Raw genomic sequence first — 18,337 nt, forward strand, 5'->3', positions numbered from 1 at the left:
GGAGAGTATCATGAAACAATTAACCGTCTTAAGCGCACTTGCAACCGCAGTATTATCTACCGGCCGTGAAGTGGTCCATGCAGAAGAAGTACCACAAGCAACTGAATCAAAACCAATTGTGGAAACAAGCACAAGCCAACAGGCTACAGTCACAGAAACCGACGTGGCAACCGCTAAAGCTGAACTTGATAAAGCTAACCAAACTGTAACAGCACAAGAAGAAGTTGTGAACCAAGCTCAAAAAGACGTTGACACAGCTAAAGAAACAGTCAATCAAGCTCAAACCGAGCTAGTAGAGAGTGCCGAGTTGGCAGAACAAGCTACACCAGAAAATATCTCTAAGGCAAAAGCATCGATTAAAAATGCAGAAGCTACCGTTACGGAAACTAGTCAAAACCTAGAAGACAAAAACCAAGCAGAAGCGGATAGCCAACAAGCTGTCAAAGACCAGAAGACTGTTGTATCAACTGCTCAGGTAGATGTCAATGAGAAAACACAAGCTGTCACAGAAGCAGAAAAAGATGTCAATACAGCACAAGCGATTTTAGATGGTACAGGTCAAGCGGAAGTTATTGCCAAAGCTGAACAAGCTGAAAAACAACTAACAGAAGCCAAACAAGCCCTAGTGACAGCTCAAACAGAATTAGCCACAGCCCAAAAAGCAGATGCGACTAGATTATCAACGATTGCCCAAGCTGAACAAACGGTATCGGCAGCTACACAAGATGTAGCATCTAAAACAGCTCTTGTTACTGAAGCGACTGATAAAGCAACGGAAACAGCTTCGGTTTTACAAGTGGCACAAGATGCCTTTAAGGTTACTGAGAATGATTTGAATGCGCTCAACACAATCACGCTATCGTCTGACTATATCATGGCTCTCAAAGAATATGGAAAAACATATAGCCAGCCTGCCAAAGAAAAACTTGATGCTCTCATAACAGATTTACGTAAACAAAACAGCTTCAAAGCTAATCTAAATGATAGTGAGGAGCTACTTGATACCAACAATCTTTCGGAAGAAGCACGTACTGAACTCTCTCTATTTGCATCAGATTTGATCAATCAAATTCGTCATCTAGTTGGTACAAAACCAACAGTCGTGACAAAAGGAGCTTTACAACTAGCAGATGCAACTACAGATGGTTATGTAGCTGACAATTGGTCTTGGAATGATGTTGGTCATGATGTAAAAGCAGTGAAGCAAGCGGCTGAAAAACTTGGTTTGAAAACTGGCGGTCAATATTACGAGAATATGTTTACGGTCAGTCGCCCACAACCAAAAATGACGATTTCTCAAGCTAAGGCTATGATTTATCAAGGGTTGCTTAATTTTATGGTTGGAGGTTATGAATACTTACATGCACTATCCATTGCTGGTTTGTCTAATGATGTTGTTTATTCAGGAGTTGATCTCTCCTCTCGTCAAGATGCTTCATCTGTTCATTTCCTAACTGTAGCAGATTCGCATATTCAATCCAGTTCAACGTTTGATACGACAGCGATCCAAAATCTTAAAACGAACGAGCAGATTTTAGCTACTTATCAAACAGCACAGGAAGTCTTGGCACAGGCTACAATTCAAAATAGTCAAGCACAAGCGATCAAGACACAAGCTCTTCAAAATCAAGCTGTTTCCCAAGCCACACTTACTCAAGCACAAACAGATTTAGCAACTGCACAGGCTGTTCCAGTATTAACACCACAAGCACAAGCGAAAGTATCAGCTTTGGAAGAAACTGTCCGTCTATCTAATCTTGCGAATGACAAGGCACAAGAAACTCTTGCAAATCTACAGGAAGACGTCAAAGTGAAGCAAGCGAATCTAGCTAAAGCCAAACAAATCTTAGCACAGAAACAAGCTATCCTAGACAAAGCTAAAGAACAACTGTCTATTGAACAAGAAAAGCTGGCACGATTACAATTGGACTTAGAAACAGCTCACACAAACGTAGCGGTTGCTCAAACACAGCTTTCTACCGCTCAATCAAAACTGAAGGAAGCGCAAACCTATCTCATCAAGCTAGAAGAAGCTCCTGCTCGATTAGAAGTAGCTAAAATTCGTCTTCTACAGGCTTCAAATAGCCTAAAGGCAAAAGAAGCTATCTTGACAGAAGCGCTTGAAACACTAGCAGAACTAAAACAGGAAGAAGCGAAAGCATTGAACCACTATCAAACGGTCCTATCTGCTTATCAAGCTGTCCTTGAAGCACAGCGTCAAGTAGAGTTGGCTAAACAGTATGAGACTATTATCCATGAAGGGGGTCAACCAGTCCCGGTCGTGGATGGAACAGGTCGTATTACAGGCTATGTGTCAGAAGCTCCAAAAGCACCGGCACAAACTTCCAAACCAATCACTCAGACAGTACCAACAAAAACCACACAAGCTAGTCTACCAACTACAGGAACGAAAACTTCTTCCTTGATGGTACTTGGTCTAGCTCTAGCTAGTCTCGTCTTCTTCTCACGGAAAAAGAAAGAGGGGTGAGCTACTTGTGACACATACTGCACAACGCATTAAAACCCTACGAAAACAAGCTGGATTAAGTCAACAGGAACTGGCGGACAACATAGGGGTACTACGTGAAACCATCTCAAATTGGGAAAGAGGAGCTAGTCGAACCAATGTAGAAAATATAGAGCGAGTCGCAACCTTTTTTCAAGTCCCTGTTTCTGATCTACTGGGTATACAGATTCCAGCAGATACCGTACAAAAATAACTATTTGACCGAGACGTCATAAAACTACAGCACATTGACAATCAAATACAAGGCTTGCCCTGATACAGCGTGGCTATGGATAAAAGAAAAAAGGGGGCGAGTAACGAACTAGAAAAGGATATCTAGTCCAGCCACAACACGACTAAAGCCAGTTGACGTGTCCTGCTTTAGTAAGAGTTTGCGTTTTCTCAGACTGTAAAACGTGCGCATGAAACACGGCAAAGCTCTACGGGAGCTTTCGGCATGGCTGTAAATGCAGCCTTTCATTCAATCCAAAAAAAGGAGAATTGTCATGAATGAAATAAGACCAGATAGAGAGATGACACTCTCTGATTTACGAAAGTTAGGAGGTCAAGGGAATGTAACAGCGTATCTATTGACAGGCGAGATCGTTACCCTTCGTTCAGATTGCGGCACAACGCCAAAAAGAGCGATTGTGGATGGAGAGCTAAAGATAGTAGAGGAAGTGATTCCATTTCATAAACTCTACCGACAAATTAGAACCGTTCAGCGTGATCATATACTGATTGCAAGAAGAGAACGCTATAAAAATCAATCTATCCTACGCTTGACTGGAAAAGGGTATCACCGTCCTAACTAATCAACACAAAAATTAAACACTGAGGTAACACTATGTTAAATAAAAAGAACATTCTTTCTATGCTTACACTATCAGCACTTGTCTTGTCAAATAGTGTTGTAGCTTTCGCAGATGAAACAACTCCAATTGATTCGTCTGCCCCTGTTGAGGTCACACAACCATCTACATCCACAGAACCGAGTACAGAAGTCCCAACCCCAGTTGAGCCAAGTCAACCAGTCGAACCGACCACTCCAACGGAAGAGCCAACAACCCCTGAAGAACCAACTGTACCTGTAGACCCAACGCTCCCGTCTACGGAACAACCAAAGGAGAAAATACCGACTCAGCCGACAGAACCCTCTACAAGACCAGACACACCAACTCCACCAACGGAAAAACCAAAACAGGATGTTCCACAACCGGAGACACCCGCTCCCCCTAAAACTGCAGAAGAGGCAGTGAATAACGGCGAGAGTCAAATTGGGACTATCTCGACAGAAACCAAGCAACCAGTAGAAGCAGTCACACCAGACAAGCCTATTGTGACAGACACTGGCTATACCATCATTAGTACGGATAATAGCCAGCCAATCATTCGCTATGCGGACGGATCAACTGCGACTGTTTCTGCGGAATCAATCGGCGCAGTCGTAAACAAGGATAAGACCATTAGTGTCAAAACAGTGGATGGACAGATGAAAACTCTCCCAAATACAGGGGAAGCAAACTCCCTCCTATCTCTGTTAGGTATATTCCTGTTGGGTGTAGTGGGTTACTATCGTAAAAAACAATTTAACTAGTTAAAACCAATTTTGACCGGAATGTCATTAAACTAAGAAAAAAAGAAAGCAAAGGGAATACAAAATGTATCAAAAAATAACAACAGTTAATGGGCACGGATTCTTCCGCAAGTCGAAAGCCTATGGGCTTGTATGTGGGATTGCCCTCTTTGGCGCAATGGTTACTACATCTGTTAGTGCAGAAGAAATCGTAACCGAAACAACTCCAGCAGTTGAGGTGGTTAATCCCAATCCTGCTACCAACCTTGAAACGGTCCAAGAAACTCCATCGGCTGAGAGTCTAGCGACGCAAGCAGAAGCCGGTCAGAAGACAGGTGAGCTGACAAGTCCTGTAACGTCTACTGAGCTAGACAAGGCTGTGACTGATGCCAAAGAAGCAGGAGTGACCGTTACTGAAGACAGTAAAGCAATCGTCTACGATAACCTAGACCAAGCTCAGGCAGATTTAGCTAAACAGGCAGAAGCGGTCAAAGAAGCTACTGTCAAACAAGAAGACAATACAGAAGCTATCAAGAAAGCTGAAGACTACAATGCGGAAATCGACCGCAAAAACAAGGAAGAAGCAGAGCGTATCGCTCGTGAAAATGCGGAAATCGATGCCCGAAACAAGGCAGCTCAAGAAAAGGCAGATAAAATCAATAGCGAACGCAAGACTCAGGTCATTGAAAATGAAAAAGCTCGTCAAGAAGCCATGGATTATAACAAGGCAGAAGTAGAGCGAGTAGAACGTGAATACAAAGAAGCTCTAGCGGAGTGGGAGAAGACAAAAGCGACTACTGGTGTCAATGACCCAGACTATATCAAAGCTAAGGCTGAATACGATCAAGCAAAAGCATTGTACGATATTCAACTAGCTAACTATATCAAAGAGAAAGCTAAATATGAAGCTGAATTAGCTGAGATGCAAGCTAAAACAAAAGAAGAAGGTCATCTTAGTGAAGCGGTGGGTCAGAGTCTTATTTATCGTTCTGAGCCAAATGTAACAATCGGAAGTATCGATGGTGTTACAAAGTTTGTAAACCCTGAAAAACGTAAAGAAGTTAGTAATGCAAATCGTAATCTTGTTCACACGGTATCTAGTTACTCGGAAGGAGATTATGTAGGCACTGTAGATTATTCAAATGGAACAACATTTCTTCTTGCAGTTGGGCAGACCGCAACGGTAACGTATGTAGGGGATTTTTCTGGAACAGCTAACGGAGAAAAGATTACAAAGGTTGTTGCTCGCTATACAGCTGTTGCATCAGAAAAAGGAGCATCAATTGTGACTGTCTCTAAAGATCCGACTGAAACAGTCATCTTTGGTTCAGATGCAACACAAGGATTTGTAGGTGTCGGTGATGAACTCCATATTGAAAAAACATTTTATACTGCTTCTGGCAAGGTAGTTGCGACTAAAGAGAATCCGATTATTTTCTCTATTTCATCCATGAATTCCTTGGGAGAAGATAGTTATTTTGAGTATGTCAAGGACTTAAGTGCAAATATGCGTTTTGTTCCGATTACTGGCAGTCAAGTCCAAAACCATAATGGTTATATTTATGCTAGTACATCTATTGATACGATTGCTCCATATAGTGGTCACGATAGTATTGATTCACCTGTACGCTACTATGGTTCAGGTGCTATTGTTTCGGAAAGTGGAGATACATTTGGTTTGACAGTTGGAGCATCTAAGCATCAAACAGGTCATTGGTTCGCAATGAATACAAATGTTGCTGCTTCAATTTTGGAGAAAAAAGATATTCCAGAACCTGAAAAGCCAACTCCACCAGAACCAAAACCGGATGATACTCCAAAACCAGAGCCAGGTACACCAAACACCAAAGAAGTACCACCGCTTGAAAAGTTTATCCCAGTGACGGTGACGCCTGAGCCACCTAGGAAACCAAACTTCTTGCCTCATATTCCTGTACCTGAGAAAGAAACCTATGAAGCAGCTGTCCATCCTGTTATTGTGAAACAAACTCCAGCCAATATCAAAGCTGTAGTGAATGAAGATGGTGTGGATGTGAATGGTAAACTTGTTCCAAAAGGCTCAACCCAAACATGGGTGCTGACAAACAGTCCACTAGTCGCAGGTCGTGAGGTTGTTACTAGCTATACTATGCTTGATCCATTGCCAGCAGGCTTTGAGATTGACCGTGAGGCTACAGCAATAAAAAATACTGCATGGACTGTCAACTATGATGAAAACGGTAAAACAACACTATCAGCTACACAAGCAACACTTGACTACCTTAATGCTAATCGTAACCAAGATGTAGTGGTTCCTGTTGCTTACTTTGTCGGTCGTCCAATCAATGATGGCGGTACATACAAGAACACCTTTACAACCTTAATCGCTACTCCTAAAGGCGAATACAAGGTTGTTTCAAATATTCCTGTTATCTACACGCCAGGAAACGACCCAGAAACACCACGTCCACCACACACACCTGGAGGAGAAAATCCAACTCCAGATGACAACCTCATCAAACCGAAGAAAGATGTGGTCGATGAGAAAGGAAACTCTATCAACGGTCAATCTGTCCTACCTAATACAATCCTAAACTATGTGGCAGAACAAGATTTTGACCAATACAAGGGTATTGTGGCTTCTCAAAATGCGATTGGAAAAGGCTTCTTGTACGTAGATGATTACCTAGATGAAGCGATTGACGGTACTTCCTTAGTGGTCAACTCTATCACAGCCGCTAACGGAGATGATGTCCGTGAACTGTTTGATATGATTCACGTTCTTTCGAAAGACAGCCTAGATGAAAAACTCCAAGCTCTTATCCAAGACTCAGGTATTAGCCCAGTAGGTGAGTTCTATCTCTGGGTGGCTAAAGACCCAGAAGCCTTTTACAAGGCCTATGTCCAACAAGGCTTGGATATTACCCGCAACTTGTCATTCAAGATTAAACAAGACTTTGTAGGTACAATTACCAACCAAACGCACCAGGTAGATTTTGGCAATGGCTACTACGGTAACATCGTCACAAACGAAGTACCACAACTCGTCGTCCATAAGGATGTGCTGGATAAGGATGGTAAGTCTATTAATAATGGTACTGTCCAAATTGGTGACCTTGTGACTTACAAGCTAGAAGGTTGGGTGATTCCAGCAGGACGTGGCTACGATATTAAAGAGTATCGCTTTGTGGACCTTCTCCAACACAGCCACGATGATTACCAATCGGTTGTGATTGAAGCTAAGGTAGACTTTACGCTACCAGATGGAACAATTATCAAGAAAGGTGATGACTTATCATCATATACAGAAACAGTCTACAATGCCCAAACAGGCAAATTTGAGACTCGTTTCAAGGAAGCGTTCTTGGCGCAAATTACACGTGATCAGGCATTTGGTGCGGATGGCTATATCACAGTGAAACGGATTGCCTCAGGCGAGGTTGTCAATGAGTATACGCTCTATGTCAACGGGAACCCTGTTATCTCAAACAAGGTTGTGACGAACACACCTGAGCCACCAAAACCAGAAACTCCAAAACCACAAGCACCGGCAAAAGTAGAGAAAGCTCAATTGCCTAACACAGGTGATGCGGCATCTTACAGCTTGTCACTTGCAGGTGTAGTAACCTTGTTTGCGAGCCTGGTTGGACTGCGTAAACGTAAAGACGAAAACAACTAGTTTTCCCTCTTGATTTATGGTATAATAAATCAAAAATGAGAGGGAGATAAGGATGAGAAAGGAACCTACTATGGAAGCACAAGTGACAAAAAATGGATATAAATACTATGTCCATAAACCACGTAAACCCATCCCAGTAACCCCTCAAGCCGTTCCTTCTGAAGCGAAATGGAAGAAGGGACTAACATGGCTAGGTGGAGCTCTATTGGTTGGTTTAAAGAACCTTCCCTACTTGATTATGCGAACAGCTGTTTTGCTTGTCACAACACCACTCATGATTCTTTTGTTTATCTTTAATTTAATCAAGAGCCTGATTGTGACAGCGATTGGTTGGTTTGTGTTTAAGGTGGTGGTATCATTTCTGATAATTGTATTTTACGCTTTTACAGGGAATGGTACAGTTCCAGTAGGTATAGAAGATAGGGTACAAGAATTCTATTTTCCTCACGGTGTTCCGATTTATTACGGGTGGGAAATAACGATTATCGTTGTCCTCGCCATCATTACAGCCCTCTCCTTAACCATTTATTCACGAGATGACCTCTAATTGGTCGCCTCACTATACGAAAGACACTAAGAAATGATACTTAGTGTCTTTTTTCATTTAAAAAAACGAAAGCGAGAAGAAACATGAATCAAATTGTTGATTTTATTAATAAAATTGGAGACATCGGTGGTGTTATTGGCCTTGGTTGGGCTGCCTGGGGCGCCTGGGACCTAGCTATTGGTATCCGCCGAGAATTAGAAGATAAGCGGGACAAAGGAGTTCAAAGCATTATTTTAGGGGCTTTGCTTGGCGCTACGTTAAAAGGTCTCTTTTCAGCCTTGGCATCTGGCCTACAAGGTATTGTTGGTTGATAAGAAAGAGAGGTAGTTGTGATGGAACAATCCACTCTTGACCAACTAACCATGAGTTTAAAAGACTACAATCCGACGGCCTATCAGCTAATGGAGATTGTTTCAGAGTCAATGGAGAAAGTAGCTATGATGCTTCTTCTCCTTTTTATGGGTTTGAACCTACTAAATTGGCACCAACAACTAAAATCCAATGGTGGGGAATTAACCCTACAGCTGTGGTTCGAGGAGATTATCAAGTACGTTATCGCAGTCTTTCTAATCCTTTACTTAGATGAATTATTCGATGCCTTAACCTGGTTATTCAATGTCATTATCAAAGTAGTAGCTAAGAAAGGGTTTACACCTTTCGGTTCTAAAGCACCGAATTATGAAGGTCTCGGAGGAATAGAAAAGTTCTTCTTTGGGAGTATATATAACTGCGTAGATTTCATCGGTCAAATCTCAACCAAACTATTAATCCTCTTGCGTTCCTTTACCCTCTATACCTATATGGGAATCGGTAAGATTGTAGTAGCTTGTTATATGATGGATGCCCTTAGACCAATCTGCCTCGGTTTTCTCAAACACTATGCGGCAGCCGCCTTACAGGGCCTTGTCCTCGTTGTTGTCATCATGCTTTATCCAGCCATTGTGACGGATGATTTGCTGACGGTGGCACGAACAGGAGCTTGGACAAGCGCACTAATGGCCATAGGAAAGGGAATTATCTACATTATCATGTTATTTGGCAGCCAACGAATGGCCAAAAGTATTATGCAGGTGAACTAGAGGAGGATAGACTATGATAAAAAAATACCTGCCGATTATAAGGCAAGTATTGATGAAGATTGCAAAAAGGATAGTAAGACTAACATTCTGGGGGCTATTTTTTTCATTACGTATGTTCTTATGTTATAGCTTATGGCACAACTTAACCAACAACCATCATTTGTCCCTTTTTGTGGGCTTTTGGCTTGCTTGTGGAACTGATTTTCTGTTTACAGAATTTTTTTAAGGTAATCTAGGAAAAAGAGTTCATTAATAAAATATAATGTCTTTTTCCACCAAGATAAACTGTCGATATCGTATTTTATGGAATACTCACAATTTTTCAAGACTTTCAAAACAAGTCTTTGGTTGTAAGTTAGTAATTGTAAAATAAAATAATACAATAAGACAATGCCAAGAATACAGATAACTAAAACGAAAAATACGATAAAAATGTCACCAATATTTTGTGTAGCTTGTGAAAGCTCATTAATGATAGCTTGTTTCTGTAGAGGGCTTACAATGTCATCTATGCTTTTTATAAAAATAGTCACAAATATATTTGTGACCAAAGCAAGCACAGTGGCTAAGATTCCACAGCTCCATTTCGCAAAATCAACATACTTTTTTAATGATTCTTCAATTTCTTTTATAAGTAATTGTCTGTCTGCTTTATCAAAATCGTTCTCTATAGTTGGTGTGAGTGAATATATTTTATATTTGGAGTACAGATAAACTCCTCGTAAAATTAGAAGGATTATACCAAAGTTTATCAGATATCGGTATCCATATTGCAATGTTTCGATAATGTTAGGAATGGAAAACACAATGGCAGTATACATGATAATTTGTGCCAGTTGAAGGGCTATTAATACTGGTGTTGATATTTGTTGTTGTATTTTTTTAAAGACAAGATGATAAGTATAGCTCATGATATGACTCCCAATTCAAATCATTTTATTTTTAATTATACCACATAAAGAAAGGAGATCTATGACACGCTTAGGAAGTGAATTTCTAAAAGCCTTAGATAACTATGAGCGCCCCATTTGGGGTTATATGACATTGAGGCAAGTTGTTTTATTATTTGGAATTATCCTCACCGTCATTCTGACTGCGGCCATGATTTGGCTCCAACTACCGAGTTTTCTCATATACAGTATTGCCCTCTTGTTTCTTGCTCCCTTTGTGATCTTTGGCAACCATATTGACGAGAAGATAAAAGACGAACTGCGCTTCTTCCTCGCCAAACAAGAACGAACCTACCAAACAGATTTCGATAGAAAGGACTATGCTGCGAATGCGTTTATTCAACCAAAAGAAAACCCAGAAACTCTCTAAAGCAGAAAGAGAGCGGGCTAAGCGTCTCAGGCGAACCATGACCGCCTCCACGCAAAATACCTTGAACTACCAATGGCTAACACCGGATGGCCTGATGACAGTAACGAGTGATACCTATTCTAAAACCTATCGTTTAGGAGATACGAGTTATATCACAGCTACGGATGATGAGCGTCTCGATGTTATCGAAACCAATGCGGACATCTTCCAGTCTCTAGATATAGACAATGATCTCCAGCTCCTGATTCTCAATCGGAGAGTCGAAACGACGAGTCTTTCTTCTCTTCGCTATGAGTTAACAGGAGATGGCTATGACGACTATCGGAAAGAATACAATGAGATGATCACGGAGCGTTTTTCGGATGATCAAAATACTTTTAAAATCGAAAAATATGTGACCATTACCACGCAAGCCAACCAAGATTATCAGGCGAAACGAATTCTAGATGATATGGCTAATGTGATAGAAAGCCAATATAGTAGTATTGGTATTTCTTTCAAAGAGATGGATGGCTTAGAGCGTCTTCTGGTCTTTCGAAAACTCTTAAGAAAAGAAGCCTTTCTCGATTTTACATACGAAGACATTGCTATCTCTGGTTTATCAACCAGGGATTTTATTGCACCCAATTATATCAAATTTGATAAGGACCATTTCCGAATAGACGATGCCTATGCTAGGGTGTTATACGTGCGGGACTATCCAACTTTCTTAAATGATAAACTGATTAAAAATATCCTGGATACAGGTATTGAATTAGCCATCAGTCTCCACGCTAAACCCTATGACACTGCGGCTGCTATGAAAAAGGTCAAAACAGTTCAATCGAGCGCAAAACGTGAATTGATCAAGAGTCAAAAAGAAGCGGCTAAAGCAGGAGTTCCTGGAGAGTTGATTGCTGGAGGCAAGGCAACGGAAACCTCTCGAGAGACAGAAAAGTGGACAGAAGAGCTTCAAGACAATGACCAGAAAATGTTTTCTGGAGTGATGATGGTCTATCTGATGGCTGATAGTCTAGAAGAATTAAACGACTACACCGAACAGGTTCAACGATCTGTCCGTAAGAATACTGTTGAATTGGATAAATGTTACCTCTATCAGGAAGAAGCCCTAAATACTATTCTGCCAATTGGTATCCCTTTTATCAATGTTAAACGTCGCTTTATGCGGGATGTGACGACTAGTAACTTAGCTACCCAAGTCCCCTTTACCAATGTGGATTTACGCTCTAGTAGCCCACGTGCGGTCTACTATGGTCAAAATCAATTGTCTAAGAACCCCATTACCCTAGACCGAAAGAAAGACCTCAATACTCCCTCGGGATGTATCTTTGGTATATCTGGTTCAGGGAAGTCGGTCTTTGCAAAAGCTGGAGAGATCATTCCGACTCTTCTACGGTATACAGAAGACCGCATTATTATTGTGGATCCTGAGGCAGAATACTTAGATATTGGTCAAGAATTTGGGGCAGAAATCATAACGGTCGCTCCAGGTTCTCCCCATCACTTTAATGTATTGGATCTTCCAGATAGAGAGAAATTGCAGGTAGAAGATAGTGACCCTATTGGACAAAAGGTCAATCTATTGTCCACCTTGTTTGAAAATATCTTGACGGAATTCTCGGATGATGATTTTTCCATGATTGACCGGGTCACCAAACAAACCTATGAGGCAGTAGATCAACCAACCTTCAAAGACTGGCAAGCCATCTTACTCCAACAACCAGAACAAGTAGCGAAGGACCTTGCCCTAAAGGTTGAACCTTATACGATGGGTTCTAATGATATTTTCTCCCATCAGACCAATGTCAATATGGACAGCCGCTTTATTATCTTTAATCTCAAGCAATTAAGTGGAAAATTAAAGCCATTTGCCTTACTGGTTATTCAGGATTATATCTGGAACCAAGTTGTTAACCATCAGGGAGAAACGACAACCTGGCTCTATTTTGACGAGCTACAGCTTTACTTCAAACACAGTCTACAAGCTACCTTCTTTACCGAATTGTATTCTAGAATCCGTAAATATGGGGCGCTACCTATAGGCATTACTCAGAACCCTGAAACAGTCCTCTCTACAGAAGAAGGAAGGAAACTAGTGGCCAACTGCGAGTTCTTAGCGCTTCTAAAACTCAAACGAACAGATTTAGAAGTCTTATCACAGATTATCCATCTAACCCCATCCTTAGAGCGCTTTGTCTTGCGACCTAAAGCTAAAGGCACAGGTTTGATTGTGGCTGGAGATACCATTGTTCCTTTTGAAAATCCTATCCCCAAACATACCAAGCTCTATCAATTAGTCGCAACGGATACCTGATGAGAAAGCAGGTGAATACGTATGTACGATAGTGATCCAAAACAGCTTAGGAAAGAAGGAAGATCAAGGGTAAAAAAACAGACTAAAGAGATGAAAGGTCAGGTGCCGAAAACAGCTCGACTAGATGCCAGATCAACCTATCAACGGGCCAAGAAAACCTATAAGCAAGCTAAGAAAGACTATCGCCTTCATAAAGGCCCGAAACCTACTGCGAGAGCTCTTTATTTTAAGAAGGAGTTAGATAAAGCGAAAGTAGATAAACAAGTCGCTAAAACCATCTATAAACGAAGTAAAAAGGCAGATAGTACCTACATTCCCAATCGGATCAAGCGCAGGGGGAAACAAGGTGCCTATATCAAAACGAGACAAGATGCGGAAAAGGTCATCCGGGACAATGACATCTTAGACGATTGGGTAAAGGGAAGACAAAACATTCGGCAGTTGCGCTATCAAAAGGCAACTAGTCAGCGAGCCCTTCATAGTGGAAAAGAGCTTGGAAAGTACACTATCAAGCAGAGCTATGCCCAGGCAAACCGTGCGTATAACTTTACCAGGGGTCGTGGGTTTACTCGAACTCCGAAAGAGTTTTCGTGGGAGTATAAGCTCTCAAAGAGAGTGAAAAACGTCAGACACCGCTTGGCTCAAACCAAGGCAGGAAAGGTCGCTAAAGGAACGACAACTGTTCTACGTGTTGCTTCTAACCCTATCCGAACGGTCTTAACCAATCCCCTAGCGATAAAATCCTACTTTATCCTCTTTCTTTTGCTTGGCGTCATTTCTCTTTTTATGGGCATTTTTGCCGGAAGTGGTCCTGTCCAACAAAATGAATTTGATCTCAATCAATCTTGGCTTCAAGTCTCTAAAAGAGATCGAGAGAAGTCCACAGACACGGTTGACTATTGGACCAATATCGACGACGTTCTCTTTTTTATGAACTACCGTTATGGTAGTGAATGGAACCCAGAAAGCCCCTGGAAAGAAGGATTAGGGGGAGATGTGAGTGCTCTTTTAGGTTTCAATCACTATTCGGATGCCTTAGATGATATTTGGAATCATCTAAACAGCGACCCTCACAATCTAAAAACTATGCTCGATTTAACCGGCTCTAGCTCTTCTTTACAGTGGGCCAAGCTAGGGAAGACTGAACAAAAGGAATACGAAGAGCTTATCAACCTATCCAAAGAAGTTGGACGCTATCCTCTTTACCAAGAATTGGCTAATCCCTTCTCTACAGAAAACGAAGACACAAGAGGACAGCCCCTTGTCATTTTAAAACGCTTTGGTTACAACTCCCCAACGGAACTGTATGATAAGACTCAGCTAAAGGCAACCGCAGGTCAAACCTTACGAGCTCCTTTAGCTGGGAAGGTGGCCATTAGTGGAAATCAGGTTCGTATTTCAACCAAGGAGGCAATCTTTACCTACGAAGCTGTCGGAGGTATCCGGGTAAAGGATCAGTCAAGTGTTACGGTTGGAGAAGAAATAGGTAAAGTTACAACTGATGGTTACCAGGAAATCCGCTATCAGAAAAGAGAAGCAGAAGCTACGACTCGAACGCCTGAAAAATGGACGGCAGTCAATCCTGGATTCTACTTTTCTTCGGTCACCTATAATCAGACGACCTCGGTCCTCACCACCTTAGAGGGAGACTTGGGACAAAAATCCCGTAGGATTCGAGATTATCTCAAACCCAAACTTCCCAACTTAACAGATAATGGCCTTTCAGCTATGCTAGGAAACTTTGCGACGGAAAGTAATATCACCGCAAAGCGGGCAGAAGGAGACTATCTCAGTCCTCCTGTGGGGGCTAGTACCAGTTCCTGGGATGACCCAGCTTGGTTAGATATGAGCGGACCTAGTATATATAACGGCTCCTACCCGAATATCCTAAAGCGAGGTCTAGGTTTAGGTCAATGGACGGATACGGCAGATGGCTCTGTACGGCATACCCTACTTCGGCAATACGCCCAACAAAAAGGCAAGAAGTGGTATGACTTAGAACTACAGCTTGACTTTATGTTGGAAGGCGATAGTCCCTACTATGTGACTATCGCCAAAGAAATCCTCACCAGTAACGAGGATGTGACCACACTCACCCAACGCTTTCTCCATCAATGGGAAGGAAATGCTGGCGATAAACTCTTAGAACGTCAACACAATGCTAAACAAATCCATGCCTTTCTAACCCAACAGATTGTTGGAGAAGGTGGTGTAGCTTCTTCTTGGAATTTCCCGGAACCCTACCGATCTCAAGTGACCATTTTTCCTAGTCAAGCAGCTCTCACAACACAGGCAGGGAGTGGTTATCCACCAGGGCAGTGTACCTGGTATAGCTACAATAGGCTTGTGGAACTAGGGTCTATCACAGACCTATCTGGAAGCTATGGCTATCTTGGAAATGGGCAAGATTGGGTCAGAAACTTAGTGGCTAAAGGCTGGTCCTATAACATGACGCCAACAAAAGGGGCAGTCGTCTCTACAGTCGGTGGATTTGACGGAACTCCTCCTCAGTATGGACATGTAGGGATTGTGGAAGCTGTTAACCCAGATGGAAGCTTTCTCGTGTCTGAGTGCAATTGGGGCGGTGTCCAGGATAAAATTCATTGGCGAGTCTGTCGTCTAGCTCCATACTATAGCTTTGCGAAACCAAAATAAAAGAAAAAAGGAAATAGACATCAAATGAAAATGATCGATACAGAAAAACTGAAACTCTTACAGCTCATTGGATTAGGTATGGCCGCAGTAACGGTTCTTGGCTTAGTTTTCTGGTTTAGTGTGGCTGGTAGCTCGAAAGCACCCACAAAGGCAGAAAAGCCACCAGTAGCCAAACAAGTCGAAGGAGGAGAGTTGACACAAGAGTATATCAAATCCTTCCTTAGTGCCTACTTTACAAAGAAGGACCTGGGAGAGAATAGAAACCGCTACCTGCCCTTTATGACAGAAGCAGCCTATACACAAGAAGTAAATACCGAAGAAGAACCAACCAATCAAACCTATAAGGGCTATGTGGTAGACACCAAACTCAAATCGGCGACCATCTACATCGATAGCGAAAATAACGATGTCCTCGCCCAGGTTTCCTATACCCAAACGCAATTACAAAAGAAAAATGATTATACCAATGCCCAGGTGGATGTGTACTCTCAAACGACGCTTCGCATCCACTATATCAAACAGGAAAATAAATACCTGGTCAATCGTATTGAACCTATCCTCATTGTGGATACCTTAACAGCTGATCAAACCGCAGCGCTACCAACCCTTAACCAACCTACCCAATCAATAGAAGGAGAAGAAACCCATGACTAAATTAGAACACTTACAAAAACAACGTAAAAAAGCAGAAGAAAAACAAGCTGACTTCCTCGCTAAAGCCAAAAAAGAGGAAGAGAAAATCAAAGAGCTAGACACCCAAATCATTCTAGCCAAGTACGAAGAACACTCAGATTATTTGGCCAAACACCACCTCACCTGGGCAGATATTAAGCGCCAGATAGAAGAAGGAAAGTTGAAAGGAGAAACAAAACATGTACCGTTTAACCAATCTGACCTTGGACACGATAACGACCTACAAGAATAAGGACTTGGTCTACCAAGCTCTGGATAGAGAAAATGCCAAGGTCAAACATCAGGAAGCTCAAAGTCTGCTTTTAGTGGAAGAATTGGATAAAAAAGGAGTCGTTCTTTTTCAAGAAGAGATTTTTCTTCCCTTTGACGGCATCGCAGATGGTCTATTTCTGAGAAAGGAAAAGGTAGAAGAGCCGACAGAAAAGCCCCTTCCGTTTTGGAAGAGGGGCACGTCGCAAAAACAAGAACCAGTCGTTTTATCACAATCTCAAAAAGAAGAAACGGTCCAAAAACGAGAATCCCTACGTCTGTTACCTTCTCTTTTACTTGGGATGTTAACGGTTAGTTTCCTTGCTTTAGGCTACACTGTGTTTCTGGTTCTAGAGCAGAAAGAAGAAATGCGCACACTCTCCCATCAAATAGAGACCGTAAAAACCATCCAAAAGGAAAGTGGACATCTGGATGCAGTCGTCCGCTATTTCCTTCCTCGTTACTATTCAGAAGCCGCAGAACTAGGGGATTTTGTCTCCTCCAAACTCCAGCTAAACCACCAACCAGGTCAACTCCAGTCCGTGATTCTGGAGAATGTCGAACAAACGGAAGACCAGCTCTATCACCTAACCTATGTTCTCTCTCTAAAAGAAGATGGGGCAAACCAACAAAAGCGCCTAGAGCTAACACTTCAAGTAGAACCTACCTCTCTCTATGGCTACTTGATTGTAGACCATCCAAAAGAGACAGCTTACCCATAGAAGGAGAATTAGATGGATCAAGAAAAAACAACCCATTCCCTAGCACTAAAAGGGAAAATAACAGTAGAAAACGTGATTGTGGCGCTCTATACGGTAGCCAAAGCATTGCATGATAACCGCCAATATAAGATGGAACATCGGACCTTCGAGGGAGATACCCGCTTCAATGACTTTATGGCAACAGCTAGTGAAAAGGATATGGAGCGCCTCCTACATAGTGAGGTCCATTTAGAAAAACTCAAGCATTATTTAGAAGAACATAAGGTTGGCTTTACTTACTATCAAAAAGAGGAAGAAACCCTCCTATTCTTTGAAACAAAAAATCGTCTCTTGGTAGAAAAAGCCTTGAAGCAGATGATTTCAGACATTACAAAAGACCCTAAAGCTACTGAAACATTCGCAAACCATATTCTTCGCAAACCCCATGAGATGACACCAGAAGAAAAAATCGCCTACTATAAGACCCATACGGTCTATACAGGCTTGACACCTGTTGTCACAAAAGACCTCGGAAAGGAAAAAGAGCGATGAATCGTAGAAGCAGTTGGAGGCTGGGCAAAAACTAGCTTCTCACATATAAAAAACGAGCAATTCCAATTAGGAGTTGCTCGTTTTCCATTTCATGCTTTATAATTATAATAACGACAAAACAACTAGAAAGGCATGAAAATGTATAAACAGTATAACACAAATCAGTTAAGTTTGGAATTAAATCTTGCTTGGGATTTACCTGCTACTCACGAGGCTCGTCTGATTAGTCAGTTTGTGGATACTATTCCTTTATCCATTCTATTGGAAGAAACTTCTCATACTGGTCGTCCAGCCTTTCATCCAGCTATGTTGCTTAAAATGACCCTGTTTGCCTATGCTCGTCAGGTATTCTCTGGTCGGAAAATCGTTCAAATGAATGAAGAAGTTATTCCTATGAAATGGCTGAGTCAGGATACCTATGTCTGTTATCGGACCATAAACAGTTTTCGGGCTAGCACACACGCCAATCAGCTCATCAAAACTGCCT

General features: G+C 41.9%; 17 protein-coding genes. 16 read left to right on the forward strand and 1 reads right to left on the reverse strand.

All coding sequences use genetic code 11. The features are described 5' to 3' along the window. The first annotated feature begins 10 nt into the window (after positions 1–10). The 8 genes from ODU34_RS06945 (at position 11) to ODU34_RS06980 (ending at position 9,366) form a co-directional block, all read left to right on the forward strand. Positions 11–2,488, forward strand: coding sequence for an SEC10/PgrA surface exclusion domain-containing protein (locus tag ODU34_RS06945; protein WP_105183400.1), 2,478 nt, complete (start codon positions 11–13; stop codon positions 2,486–2,488). A gap of 7 nt (positions 2,489–2,495) precedes the next feature. Then, entirely contained in the window at positions 2,496–2,720 is a 225-nt protein-coding gene (locus tag ODU34_RS06950) for a helix-turn-helix domain-containing protein (protein WP_024380722.1), read from the forward strand. 292 nt (positions 2,721–3,012) lie between these two features. Then, positions 3,013–3,321, forward strand: coding sequence for a hypothetical protein (locus tag ODU34_RS06955; RefSeq protein ID WP_024380723.1), 309 nt, complete (start codon positions 3,013–3,015; stop codon positions 3,319–3,321). Positions 3,322–3,353: 32 nt separating this feature from the next. After that, complete coding sequence (locus tag ODU34_RS06960; RefSeq protein WP_105183393.1) at positions 3,354–4,103, forward strand: LPXTG cell wall anchor domain-containing protein; 750 nt, start codon at positions 3,354–3,356, stop codon at positions 4,101–4,103. 64 nt (positions 4,104–4,167) lie between these two features. Then, positions 4,168–7,740, forward strand: a complete 3,573-nt coding sequence (locus tag ODU34_RS06965) for an SspB-related isopeptide-forming adhesin (RefSeq protein WP_105183392.1) — start codon at positions 4,168–4,170, stop codon at positions 7,738–7,740. Positions 7,741–7,792: 52 nt separating this feature from the next. Further along, positions 7,793–8,287: a hypothetical protein gene (locus ODU34_RS06970; protein ID WP_024416165.1), complete on the forward strand. Its 495-nt coding sequence runs from the start codon at positions 7,793–7,795 to the stop codon at positions 8,285–8,287. Positions 8,288–8,370: 83 nt separating this feature from the next. Continuing rightward, a complete protein-coding gene (locus ODU34_RS06975) occupies positions 8,371–8,598 on the forward strand; it encodes a hypothetical protein (protein ID WP_014638017.1) in 228 nt (75 codons plus the stop codon). Between the two features lie 21 nt (positions 8,599–8,619). Next, entirely contained in the window at positions 8,620–9,366 is a 747-nt protein-coding gene (locus tag ODU34_RS06980) for a hypothetical protein (RefSeq protein WP_105183391.1), read from the forward strand. 209 nt (positions 9,367–9,575) lie between these two features. On the opposite strand, the gene ODU34_RS06985 is transcribed toward ODU34_RS06980, so the two are convergent. Beyond that, positions 9,576–10,277, reverse strand: coding sequence for a hypothetical protein (locus ODU34_RS06985; RefSeq protein WP_014638015.1), 702 nt, complete (start codon positions 10,275–10,277; stop codon positions 9,576–9,578). A gap of 61 nt (positions 10,278–10,338) precedes the next feature. On the opposite strand from ODU34_RS06985, the gene ODU34_RS06990 reads away from it, so the two are divergent. The 8 genes from ODU34_RS06990 to ODU34_RS07025 all read left to right on the forward strand — a co-directional run. Continuing rightward, the gene (locus tag ODU34_RS06990) at positions 10,339–10,686 is read left to right on the forward strand and encodes a PrgI family protein (RefSeq protein ID WP_014638014.1); all 348 of its coding nucleotides are present in this window, start codon (positions 10,339–10,341) and stop codon (positions 10,684–10,686) included. Then, a complete protein-coding gene (locus ODU34_RS06995; RefSeq protein ID WP_044688414.1) occupies positions 10,646–13,000 on the forward strand; it encodes a VirB4-like conjugal transfer ATPase, CD1110 family in 2,355 nt (784 codons plus the stop codon). Before ODU34_RS06990 ends, ODU34_RS06995 begins: the two co-directional genes overlap by 41 nt. A gap of 21 nt (positions 13,001–13,021) precedes the next feature. Next, positions 13,022–15,655 (forward strand): phage tail tip lysozyme, encoded by a 2,634-nt coding sequence (locus tag ODU34_RS07000; protein ID WP_105183390.1) that lies wholly within the window; start codon positions 13,022–13,024, stop codon positions 15,653–15,655. Between the two features lie 24 nt (positions 15,656–15,679). Further along, positions 15,680–16,309, forward strand: coding sequence for a hypothetical protein (locus ODU34_RS07005; RefSeq protein WP_024389471.1), 630 nt, complete (start codon positions 15,680–15,682; stop codon positions 16,307–16,309). Continuing rightward, positions 16,302–16,580: a hypothetical protein gene (locus tag ODU34_RS07010; RefSeq protein WP_024380958.1), complete on the forward strand. Its 279-nt coding sequence runs from the start codon at positions 16,302–16,304 to the stop codon at positions 16,578–16,580. The genes ODU34_RS07005 and ODU34_RS07010 overlap by 8 nt, the downstream gene beginning before the upstream one ends. After that, positions 16,528–17,319, forward strand: a complete 792-nt coding sequence (locus tag ODU34_RS07015; protein ID WP_105183389.1) for a hypothetical protein — start codon at positions 16,528–16,530, stop codon at positions 17,317–17,319. The genes ODU34_RS07010 and ODU34_RS07015 overlap by 53 nt, the downstream gene beginning before the upstream one ends. Before the next feature lie 12 nt (positions 17,320–17,331). Continuing rightward, the gene (locus ODU34_RS07020; protein WP_044688408.1) at positions 17,332–17,850 is read left to right on the forward strand and encodes a hypothetical protein; all 519 of its coding nucleotides are present in this window, start codon (positions 17,332–17,334) and stop codon (positions 17,848–17,850) included. Positions 17,851–17,988: 138 nt separating this feature from the next. Beyond that, a partial coding sequence (locus ODU34_RS07025) for a transposase (RefSeq protein ID WP_398578429.1) occupies positions 17,989–18,337 on the forward strand: 349 nt, incomplete at its 3' end.

This window comes from Streptococcus sp. 2018WUSS126 (assembly GCF_044427425.1).
Classification (GTDB): Bacteria; Bacillota; Bacilli; order Lactobacillales; family Streptococcaceae; genus Streptococcus; species Streptococcus hashimotonensis.